Origin of the sequence: Sorangium sp. KYC3313 (genome assembly GCF_052075895.1) — a bacterium.
GTDB classification, from domain to species: Bacteria; Myxococcota_A; Polyangia; order Polyangiales; family Polyangiaceae; genus Sorangium; species Sorangium cellulosum_B.
Map to the genome: position 1 here is coordinate 2,281,137 of NZ_CP197255.1, position 10,768 is coordinate 2,291,904.

Genomic DNA, 10,768 nt, shown 5'->3' on the forward strand with positions numbered 1-10,768 from the left:
ACATGCCCCTGACCCAGGCCGCCGAACCGTGTTACTCCCTCGGCATCGACGTGGCCGACCCCACACGCACCGCCCGCGCCGACGGCGCGACCGACCCGCCCACCGTGCGCGAGTGGCTCAAGCCGCTCGAGAGCGCCGGTCTGCGCCGCCACACGAGCGCGAAGCGCGTCGGCGGCAAGGCGGCCTCGCTCGGGCGCCTGCTCCGCGACGGCTTCCCGGTGCCGCGCGGGTGGGTGCTCGACGCGCGGTACTTCACGGAGCTCGTCGACCGGCAGCTGCCGCCGGGGCACGACCTCGCCACGCTGATCCGGCTCTCGGGCACGAGGGCGGGCGTCGACCGGGCGGCGCGCGCGCGCGACCGCATCCTGAGCGAGCCGCTGCCCGAAGCGCTCTCGACCGCGCTGCAGGCGCTCTGGCAGGCCGTCGAGCAGGAGGCGCCGTGGGGCCTCGCGGTGCGGTCCAGCGCCACGTGCGAGGACAGCGAGGAGACGTCGATGGCCGGTCTCGCGACGTCCGTGCTCGGCGTGCGCGGCGAGGCCGGGCTCGACGCCGCGATCCGGCAGGTCTGGGCGAGCGCCTTCCTGCCGCGCGCGCTCGCGTACCTCGCGCACGCCGGCGTCCGCGACGTCGCGATGGGCGTCGTGCTGCAGGTGATGGTGCGCGCCGAGGCCGCGGGCGTGCTGTTCACCGCGCCCCCGCCGGGGCTCGAGGGCGAGCACTGGCACGCCGGCGAGCGGCTCGTGAACGCGACGCTCGGGCTCGGCGCGCCGGTCGTCGACGGCGCCGCGGCGGCCGACACGATCCGGCTCGCGCGCGACGGCGGCAGGGTCGTCGCGTCGGCGGTGGCGCAGAAGCGGCGCGCGCTCGTCGTGGGCGCGGCCGGGCTCGAGGAGGTCACGGTGCCCGAGCCGAGCGCCGAGCAGCCGGCGCTCGGCGAGGCCGCGCTGCGGCAGCTCGCCGAGCTCGCCGAGCGGCTCGAGCAGGGCGGCAAGGGCCCGTTCGACGTGGAGTTCGCGGTCGAGGTGGTCGAGGTGGGCCCGCCCGGCGCGGCGCTCGCGGTCGGCGGGGGAGCGCCGTCCGACCCGCCGGAGGCCGCCGCCGCGGCGGGCGCGTCCGCCCCGGTGGCGCCGGAGCGCGGCGAAGACGCGCGCTCCTCGGTGGCGTCGGAAGCCGGCGAAGGCGCGCCCTCCTCGGTGGCGCGGCGCGTGTGGCTGCTCCAGGTGCGCCCGGTGAGCGGCGGCGGCTTCCCCGAGGGCGGCGACGCCGACACGATCTGGTCGCGCGCCAACGTGGGCGAGGCGCTCCCCGGCGCGGCGACGCCGCTCACCTGGTCGGTGGCGCGGGCGTTCTCCGACCGGGGCTTCCGCGAGGCGTTCGCCGCGCTCGGCTGCCGCGTGCCGCGGGGCGCGCGCCTCGTGGCCAACGTGCACGGGCGCTTCTACCTCAACCTCACCGCCTTCATGCGGATCGCGGCGCAGGTCCCGGGGCTCTCGCCGCGCGCGCTGCTCGGCATGAGCGGCGGGGCGAGCGAGGCGCTCATCGCGCGGCTCGCCGAGCAGAGCGAGGGCGTCTCGCGGCGCGGCTTCTATGCGCGGCTGCCGCTCACGGGGCCGCGGCTCCTCCTCCGGCAGGCGCGGCTCGAGCGCGAGGTGGCGGCCTACGAGGGCGAGGCGCTCTGGGCGCAGCGCGCCCTCTCCGAGCTCGACATGACGCTCCTGCCGGACGACGCCATCGGCACCACGCTCCGGAGCGTCTTCCTGCTGCTCGAGCGGACCGGCACGCGGATGCTGCACTGCGCGTCGGCGTCGCTCGCGAGCCACCTCGCGCTGTGCAAGGCGCTCGAGCGCATCGCGGGCCGCCGCGCCTCCGCGCGCTCCGCCTCCGGGGAGGCGCACCTCGACGCGCCTGCCGGGCGCGCCGAGACGAACGTCGAGCACCTGGCGCAGGTGCTCGCGGGCGGCGTGCGCGAGCTCGACAGCGCGGGGCCGGGCATCGCGCTCGCGCGGGTCGCCGAGCTCGTCATGCAGGATCGGACGGCGCGCGAGCGGCTCCTCGCCGGCGGGGTCCTGTGGCCGCGCGACCTGCCCGAGGGGCCGGCGCGCGACGCGTACGCGCGGTTCCTCGACGCCTACGGCGATCGCGCGGTGCGCGAGGCGGAGCTCGCGACGCCGCGCTGGCGGGAGGACCCGTCGCCGGTCGTCGCGATGCTCACGGCGTCGCTGCGCGGGGCGCCGGGCGATCCGGAGCGCGCGCTGGCGCGCGCCCGGGCGCTCGCCGATCGGGAGATGGCGATGCTCGAGACGCGCGTGCCGCGGCTGGAGCTCGCGCTCCTGCGCACGCTCGTCGGCCGCGCGCAGCGCTACGTGCGCCTGCGGGAGCGCATGCGCACGTGGGTGACGCGCGTCCTCGGCATGCTGCGCAGGGTCGCGCTCGACATCGACCGGCGCCTCCGGCGCCTCGACCCCTCGCTGGAGCCCGGGAGCGTCTTCTTCTGCACCTACGAGGAGCTCGCGACGGCGCTCTCCAGCGGCCGCGCCGACGTGGGCCACCTCGTCCGGCTGCGGCGCGCCGAGCACCTGCGCGACGCCGCGCGCCCCGATCCGCCGGCCACCTTCATCGGCCGGCCGCCGCCGGTCGTGCTGCCGCCCGCGTCCGGGGAGCGCCTGCTCGGGCTGCCGGCGAGCCCTGGGGTCGTCGAGGGGCGGGCCCGCGTGCTCGATCCGGGCGCCTCGGCGCTCGACGCGGTGGCGCCGGGGGAGGTGCTGGTCGCGCGCACGACCGACGTCGGCCTCTCGCCCCTGTTCCTGGTGGCCGCCGCGGTCGTGACCGAGCTCGGCGGCCCCATGTCGCACGCCTCGATCGTCGCGCGGGAGTACGGCATCCCTGCGGTGGTGAACGTCCCCGGCGTGACGCTGGCGATCAAGACGGGCGATCGGCTCCGCATCGACGGCGATCGCGGCGTGGTCGAGCGCCTGGACGAGCGCGCCTCGCCGTCGTCGCCGGGCGTCGTCGCCGGGGAGGCTCCTGGCGGCGGCGCTGCCCCGCGCGTGGCGCCGCCGGGATGACGGCCGCGCGCTTCCGCGTCGGGCCCTCGGACGGCCCCACGGTGGCCGACGTCCTCGAGCGCGCGGGCGGCGCGTCGCGGGGCCTCGCGGGCGCGGCGGCGGAGGGGCGCGCGTTCCTGAACGGCCGGCGCGCGCGGCCCGGCGACGCGGTGGCCCTCGGCGACGAGCTCGCCGTGTGGCCGGCGCGGCGCGACGCGCCGGGGGCGCCGCCGGTGGAGGTGCTGGCGCGCTGGGGGGAGCTCCTCGTCGCGTCGAAGCCTGCGGCGCTGCCGACGGAGCCGGAGCGCCGGGGCACGCGGTCGCTGGTCACGGAGGTCGCGGAGCTGCTCGGGCTGCGCGACCTGCCTCACGCGGCCTCGCGGCTCGACGTCGGCGTGAGCGGCGCGGTGCTGTGCGCGACAGGCGCGCGGGGCCGGCGGCACCTGGCCGCGATGCGCGAGGCGGGGCGCATCGCGCGGGTGTACGTCGGCGTCGCTGGCGGGCGCGTCGAGGGGTCGGGCACGTGGGATGCGCCCATCGGCGCCGCGCGGTCGCGGGGCGGGCGCAGCTTGCCCGCGGTGGGCGGCGCCGGGGCGAGGGACGCGGCGACGCGTTACCGCGCTGTCGCCTCGGCGGGCGGCGGCGCGTCGCCGGCCACGCTGCTGCGCCTGGATCCGGTGACGGGCCGCACGCACCAGCTCCGGGTGCACGCGGCGCACGCGGGGGCGCCGCTCCTCGGCGATCGCGACCATGGGGGGGCCCGGTCGGTGACCACGGCGAGGGGCCGGGTGATCCCGCTCTCGCGCGTCGCGCTGCACGCCTTGCGCGTCACGGTGCCGGACGAGCGCGGCGAGCTCTGCGCGGCGGTCTCGCCGGTGCCGGACGAGCTCCGCGAGCTCTGGGTGGCGCTCGACGGCGGCGGCTCGGCGTGGGAAGAGGTGCTCTCCGCGACGCTCGAGGCGGCCCTGCCGCTCGGGCCTCCTTCCGGTACCAGATGACCTCGCCTCGCCCTCTCACCCGCGCCGCCCTGGGGCTCCTCGCCGGCCTTGCGCTCGCCGCCGCCGGCGTGGTCGCCGTGGCCGAGCCGGAAGCTCCGCCGTCCCGCGCGGGGTATGCGCCGGACCCTGCCCCGCGGCCCAGCGCGAAGCAGTGGGTCTTCGACGTGCAGTACGCGAAGGGGAGGGGCTCGATCGTGCGGGTGCGGCCGGTGGCGCTCGACCGTCCTCTGGCGACGGCGCGTGTGATGGGCCGGTTCGCGATCGAGCTGTACGTTGGTCAGGAGCTGCTCGATCGGGTCCGCTTCAACGTGCCGCTGACGGGGGACGCGCCGGAGCGGCCGCCGGGCGCGCTGCTCCGCCGTCCGACGTTCGACAGCGGCGTGACGGCGCGGCTGCGCGTGCAGATGGCGGACAACCCGCGCGCGAGCTGGGCCAAGCTGGTGGATCGGAAGACGGGCGCGGAGGAGCGCTTCTTCTGGCCGCCGGAGCCGGACGGTCGGCTGGTGTCGCTGAGCGCGCAGGGCGGGGGGGCGATCGACGGGGGCGCGCCGGGGGATGCGGGGAAGCTGCCCGTGGACGCTGGAGGACCGGCGGACGCGGGCTGGCCGGACGCTGGCCCCGATGGGGGCTCTCCGCCGGTGGACGCGGGGTGGCCGGATGCGGGCTTTCCGCCGGTGGACGCGGGGTGGCCGGATGCGGGCTGGCCGCCGGTGGACGCGGGGCGGCCTCCGGATGCCGGGTTGCCGCCGGATCCGTTCAGGCCGCGGCGGAAGTAGCGCGCCCTGCCTGAGCTGCGGTACCTTGGCGGGCATGCAGGACCGCTCGCTCGCTGTCGTCGCATCGCTCGCCCTCGCTGTCGTCTTCTCCGCGGCGCCGGTCGCCGCCCAGCCGCCTGCGGGCAAGGAGAAGCCGCAGGCGGCCGCGCCCGAGCCGGCGGCGGCCGCGCCCGACGCTGCTTCCTCGCAGCGCAAAGATCCCAACGGGCACACCGGCATCAGCCCCTACACGGAGCAGGTCCTGAAGGGCCAGGCGTCGTTCGTTGCGCGCGACATCCCCGGCGCGATCGCGGCGTTCCAGGAGGCGATCAAGCTGGATTCCTCGAAGATGCTCGGCTTCTACCTGCTCGGCGAGGCGATGCTGGAGTCCGGCAACATGGCGGAGGCCGAGACGGCCTGGACCACGGCGACCGGCAAGAAGGGCACGGAGGAGCTCCACGCCAAGGTGCTCTTCTGCCTCGCCGATCTGCGCGAGCGTCAGAAGAGCTGGCAGGCGGCGAAGGAGGCGTGGGGGGCCTACAGCGCGTTCCTGACGAGCAACCCCAAGGCGACCGGCTATCCGGCGACCGCGGCGGAGCGGCAGAAGCAGCTCGACCGGCGCATGAAGGACGAGAAGGACTACGCCGCGGTCAAGGAGCGCATCGTCCAGCGCGAGGCCGAGCGTCAGAAGGAAGCCGAAGAGAACGCCAAGAAGGACAAGCTGAACCGGTAGCGCGCCCTCGGCCCCGATCGCGCCGTCGACGCGGAGCGCCCGGCGCGTGGCGAGACGACGCCGTCCCGCACCGCCTCAGGGGGCGGGCGAGTCGACGCGCATGAACGAGAGGGTGCGGAACGTCCGCTTGCTGAGCTTCCACCCGGAGGGCGTCCGGACCGCCTCGTTCTCGTACGTGCCGTGCGCCACCTGGACGCTGCTCAGGGGGTCATAGACGTGCGTCGCGATCAGGTACGAGGTGATCTTCGCCCGGTTGCCGCCGGGGAGGATGTCGACACGGACGTTGCTGATCAAGTGCTGCGTGCCGACATAACCGGAGTCCGCGAACAGGACATCGATGAAGTCGGCCCAGGCCTCGGCGCTGGGCACCGAGACGACCGGCGGATCATCCGGAGCGGCGCCGGCTTCCCAGATGAGGACCGGGGCGTCCGGCGTGAAGCACCTCGAATAGATCTGCTTGCCCGTCGCCAGATCACCGCGGCCGATCGCGTCGGTTCCGGCCGCGTAACAGTATTCTAGCTGCTCGATCTCCCGCACCGCCTGGAGCTCGGGCACGCCGTTCGGGGGCGTGCCCTCCGCGGGCCCCGCGAGCGACACGGTGACGGCGCCTGCCAGCGCGAGCGCGGAGACCAACGGGAAGACACGACGCACAATGCCGCTGAGACTATCGCTGTTCGTACTCAAGGAGCTCACCCCTTTCGTTGGGTTCCCGAGTCGTCAAGGATCAACCTGACAATATAAATGTGTGAACGGGCCCGGTCAAGCACGGCCAGCGAAGGTCGTTACGTTACGTCGTTACGTCGTTACGCATTCTTCAATTCTTCTTGAAGACGTGCTTGTCGGTCCGAGCGAGAGGGCCGAGGTTGTCGTCGACGCAGCGATAGGACGACCTCTCTCTCTCTTGCCTTTTTGCGTCTTGGCGCCTTGGCGTTAAAATCCGAGATCATCGACGACGTCGGCTGGAGGTACGATGATGCCCCCAGAGAGCGTATCGATCTCGGACGCACGAACACGCGGAGAGCACCCTCTACCTACCGCGCGCCCGGGAACCTGCCGGAGCCGCCTTGGCTCACCCACGTATTCTTTCGAGGAACCGTATTCTGAGGACGCGTATCAATCGACGAGCTGGCGCCGCGCTCCCTACCCGCGACGCCAGGCGTCGCTGGGCTGGGCCCCCGCCTCCGTCCACCGATAGAACCCTTCGCCCGTCTTCTTTCCGAGCTTCCCCGCCCGCACCATCTGCCGCAGGATCACCGGCGGCCGGAACTGCTCCCCCACCTCGCGGTGGAGGTGCTCCAGGATGGCGAGCCGCACGTCGAGCCCCACGAGGTCCGTCAGCTTGAGCGGCCCCATCGGGTGCCGGTACCCGAGCTCCATCGCCCGATCGATGTCGACGGCCGACGCCACCCCGGCCTCCAGCATCCGCATCGCCTCTGCGCCGAGCGCCACGCCGAGCCGGCTCGTCGCGAAGCCGGGCGTGTCGTTCACCACGATCGGCGTCTTGTCCAGGCGCCTCGCCACCGAGAGCGCCGCCGTCACCGTCGCCTCGTCGGTCTCGAGCCCCCGCACCACCTCGAGCAGCTCCATCACCGGCGGCGGGTTGAAGAAGTGCAGGCCGATCGTGCGCCCGCCCGCGTCGAGCCGGCGCCCGAGCTCCGTGACGCTCAGGCTCGACGTGTTCGTGCCGAGCAGCGCCCGCTCCGGCGCCGCCGCCTTCACCCGGCCGAGCACCTCGACCTTGAGGTCCATCCGCTCGGGCACCGCCTCGATCACGAGATCGGCGTCCGCCGCCGCGCGCTCGAGATCCGGCGACGCCACGAGCATCCCGATCATCTCGCTGCGCGCCTCGTTGAGCATCCTGCCCTTCTGGACGAGGCGATCGGTCGCGCGCTTGATGTCCTCGATCGCCGCGCCGATCCGCGCGGCGTCGACGTCGTAGAGGCGCGTCACGTAGCCGGCGACCGCCGTGACCTGCGCGATCCCCTGGCCCATCGTGCCCGCGCCGAGCACCAGCACCGTGCGCATGCGCGCTGCGGCGGGGTCCATTGCGATCGCGCTCACTTCGACGGAGCCGGGGCGCCGTCCTTCTGCCGCGCCTCCATGCGCTTGCGCACCAGATCCACCTCCTGCGGCGTCAGCTTGCGCAGGTTCGCCGGGCCCGGCGCGGCGGTGCCGGCCGCGCCGGCGCGCAGGGTCTCCGCGGCCGGCCCTGCCGCGGGCCCGGTCGGCGCCGCGGGGCGCGCGCCGGGCCGAGCCTCGGCGGTCGCCGGGCGGGCGGCAGCCGGGGCGGGGCGAGCGCCGGCCGCGGCCGGACGAACCTCGGCCGCAGCCGGGCGCGCGCCCGCCGGCGCGGCCTGCCCCGCGGCGCCGTCGTCGTCGCTGTTCATCGCGAGACACGTGACGCCAGCCATCACGAAGACCGCGAGCCCCAGCGCGGGGACCCAGTTCGGGGTGGGCGGCTCGTCCGCCGGCAGCGCGCGGGCGGGCTCCCCGTCGAAGCCATGGTGATCGCTCACGTCGTGCGCCGGGGCCGCGTGAGCCTCGTGATGGGCCGTGCTCATGCGCGGACAGTTGCCGCACTTCGAAAGCGGCGTCGAGGGGTTCCACGCGCTTCCACCTACCGCCCACGTACGGCCCGCGCCCCGCCGGCCGGGCGCGCTCAGCCCGCGAGCCGCCGGTGGCTGTCGAGCGCCGCGCGCTGGTCCTCGAGATCGTCGCCGTAGACGGCCTCGATCGCCTCCGCCGCGAGGCGGTGCTGCCGCTCCGCCGACTCCTCCGGCTGCATCCCGTACGCGGCGTCGCGGATCAGCACCGTGCAGAACTCGAAGCGGTGCTCCCCCATCCGCGACCAGATCCGCTGCGCCTCGCCGAAGCGCAGGTGATCCACGAGCGCCGAGGCGTCCGGGATCATCCGGGCGAGCACGCGCGTGTCGAACTCGCGCCCCAGCACCGCGGCGGAGATCACCGTCTGCCGCGTCCGCGGCTCGAGCCGCTCGAGCCGCGCGACGAGCAGGCTGTTCACGGTCCGCGGCGGCATGAACCGGCTCGAGCGCGCGGCGTCGTGGGCCGACCCGTACCGCCCGTCCTCCAGCCAGTACGCGAGGATCTCCTGCGCGAAGAACGGGTTCCCCCCCGCGGTCTGGCCGAGCAGCGACCCGAGCATCGTGGGGAGCGGGCCGCCGAAGAACGGCTCCGCGAGCGCGAGCAGCCGCTCCGCCGGGAGCGGCGCGAGCTCGATCGCCTGCGACGGGATGCCGGCGTCGAGCGGGATGCGCGCGTCCACCCCCTCCTCCGAGGACGCCGCCGGCCGCGCCGAGCAGATCACCGCCAGCGGCAGGTCCCTGCAGGCGGCCGTGATCGCGCGCACCGCGTCGAGCGAGGTCCGATCGGCCCACTGCGCGTCGTCGAGGTGCACCACCACCGGCTGCAGCGAGCTCTCCGCGACGAGCAGCGCGGCGAGCGCCCCGAGGACCTCGTCGGGCCCCCCGGCCTCGTCCCCGGCCTCCTGGCCGCGCAGCCTGAGCAGCCGCGCGAACGCCCCGCGCGACCTGTCGATCCCGGCCCGCACCTCGGTCCAGCTCTCGGGCAGCCGCTCCAGGAGGAGCTCCAGCGCGAGATCGAGCCCCGCCTCCTTGGCCCGCTGGCCGAGCTCCGACGAGATCCCGAGGTACTCCTTGAGCGCGAACTCGAACGCGTAGAGCGGGGTCCTCAGCGTCTGATCGCAGCGGGCCTCGATCCACAGGAGCGGGCGCATGTCCATGAGCTGCGCGCGCTGGTGGCGGTAGCTGTGCACGAGGTAGCTCTTGCCGATGCCCGCCTCGCCGAGGATGTACACGACGCCCGCGGAGCGCCCGGTGAACAGGGGCTCGAGCGCCTGCGTCAGCCGCCCGAGCTCGACCTCGCGGCCGATGGGGCCGAGGTCGTAGAACTCCTCTTGCACGGCGATGCGCCGCCGCTCGAGCGAGTACACGAGGATCGGCAGATCGAACCCGTCGAACCGGAAGATGTTCTCCGTCGACCACTGGTGGCTCGCCTCGCCCGCGCGGAACGCCCGCTCGTCCGCCCAGATCGACGACGGCGCGGCCTTCCGCGCGATCTGCGCGGCGAGGTGGATGGCGCGGCCGACGCACGCGAACTCGCGGCGGCCCACGGCGCCGAAGAAGCCGACCAGGCAGCGCGCGCGGGTGACGCCCACCGCGAGCCGGGGCACGCCGAGGCCGTTGCTCTTCAGCTCGAGCGCGAAGTCGAGGGCGCGATCGTGGTCGCTCTCGTGCGCGACGGGCGCGCCGAAGTAGAACTGCGCGCCGAAGCCGCGCTCCGCCACGGTCATGCCGGCGAACGTCGCGCCGTACATGGCCGAGATCTCGTGCAGCTGCTGGAGGAGCTCCGTCGGGCTCTCCACCCGATCGAGCGAGACCGACACCGTCGTCACCTCGCGGATCTCGCCCTCCGGCGCGAGATCGCCCGCGCCCGGCGGCAGGAACGCCTCGACGTCCGCGTCCGTCGGGGCCGACGCGATCGTCAGCGAGGGGGGCCCGCTCAGGAGATCGGCCTCGTCGAGCTCCGCCACGCTCTCCCGCGCGCTCGCCGCGGGGAGCCGCTCGCGGAAGCTGCGATCGAGGTGGAGCTCGCTGTCGTCCACCCCGCGGTCGGTCGCCTGGCAGGCCTCCATCGCGGGGCCGTAGATCAGGAAGTACGCGCGATCCGGGGCGATGCGCACGATCGTCCAGTGGACCGTGCCCCAGGCGAGCCCGATCCTGAACGGCGTCTGCGCGCCCCCGACGCCCAGCGCGCGCCGCGCCGCGAGCTCCAGGAGGCTGCGCCGCATCGCGAGCGCCGCGCTGCGGGCGTGCCGGGTGACGTTGCGCCCGGGCCGATCGGGGAACAGCGCGGTGAACCCGCCGGCGGGCGACAGCGACGCGACGAACCCGCCCGACTGGTGCACGGCCTCGAACAGCGGATCGAAGAACGAGCGCAGCGCGTCCGGATCGAGCGCCTGGTGCACGATCATCTGCTCGGCGAGCTCCACGATCGCCGGCAGCGAGACGTGCAGGACAGCCGCGTCGACCGCTCCCGCGTATTGCCCTTCGGCGTCCTGTTCGAGGATGAAGTCCGGGACGAGCGGATTCATGTCGAAACTGTATCGGGTATCTCCGCCCGACACGAGCGCGGCGGGAGGGCCGCTCGATCCCCGGGCGAGCGCACCCGGGGGGCGATGAAGTTGTTACGGAAGCGCGC

Annotated in this window: 8 protein-coding genes; 4 read left to right on the plus strand and 4 right to left on the minus strand. The window is 74.9% G+C overall.

Annotated features, from left to right (window positions below):
* The first annotated feature begins 2 nt into the window (after positions 1-2).
* The 4 genes from ACSRUE_RS08975 to ACSRUE_RS08990 are packed head-to-tail and all read left to right on the plus strand — an operon-like array spanning position 3 to position 5,530.
* Positions 3-3,065: a PEP/pyruvate-binding domain-containing protein gene (locus tag ACSRUE_RS08975; RefSeq protein WP_441290625.1), complete on the plus strand. Its 3,063-nt coding sequence runs from the start codon at positions 3-5 to the stop codon at positions 3,063-3,065.
* A complete protein-coding gene (locus ACSRUE_RS08980; protein ID WP_441290626.1) occupies positions 3,062-4,042 on the plus strand; it encodes a pseudouridine synthase in 981 nt (326 codons plus the stop codon). The genes ACSRUE_RS08975 and ACSRUE_RS08980 overlap by 4 nt, the downstream gene beginning before the upstream one ends.
* Positions 4,039-4,818 (plus strand): hypothetical protein, encoded by a 780-nt coding sequence (locus tag ACSRUE_RS08985; protein WP_441290627.1) that lies wholly within the window; start codon positions 4,039-4,041, stop codon positions 4,816-4,818. The genes ACSRUE_RS08980 and ACSRUE_RS08985 overlap by 4 nt, the downstream gene beginning before the upstream one ends.
* 34 nt (positions 4,819-4,852) lie before the next feature.
* Positions 4,853-5,530: a tetratricopeptide repeat protein gene (locus tag ACSRUE_RS08990; RefSeq protein WP_441290628.1), complete on the plus strand. Its 678-nt coding sequence runs from the start codon at positions 4,853-4,855 to the stop codon at positions 5,528-5,530.
* Positions 5,531-5,605: 75 nt separating this feature from the next.
* Here the strand turns inward: ACSRUE_RS08990 and ACSRUE_RS08995 are convergent, their stop codons facing one another.
* The 4 genes from ACSRUE_RS08995 to ACSRUE_RS09010 form a co-directional block, all read right to left on the minus strand.
* Positions 5,606-6,163, minus strand: a complete 558-nt coding sequence (locus tag ACSRUE_RS08995; protein ID WP_441290629.1) for a nuclear transport factor 2 family protein — start codon at positions 6,161-6,163, stop codon at positions 5,606-5,608.
* Between the two features lie 507 nt (positions 6,164-6,670).
* On the minus strand, positions 6,671-7,576 hold the full coding sequence (locus ACSRUE_RS09000) for a 3-hydroxyacyl-CoA dehydrogenase family protein (protein WP_441290630.1): 906 nt from the start codon (positions 7,574-7,576) through the stop codon (positions 6,671-6,673).
* 11 nt (positions 7,577-7,587) lie between these two features.
* Positions 7,588-8,091, minus strand: coding sequence for a hypothetical protein (locus ACSRUE_RS09005; protein WP_441290631.1), 504 nt, complete (start codon positions 8,089-8,091; stop codon positions 7,588-7,590).
* Positions 8,092-8,189: 98 nt separating this feature from the next.
* Positions 8,190-10,661 carry an AAA family ATPase gene (locus tag ACSRUE_RS09010; RefSeq protein WP_441290632.1) on the minus strand — a complete coding sequence of 824 codons (2,472 nt, stop codon included), beginning with the start codon at positions 10,659-10,661 and terminating at the stop codon, positions 8,190-8,192.
* Positions 10,662-10,768 lie beyond the last annotated feature (107 nt).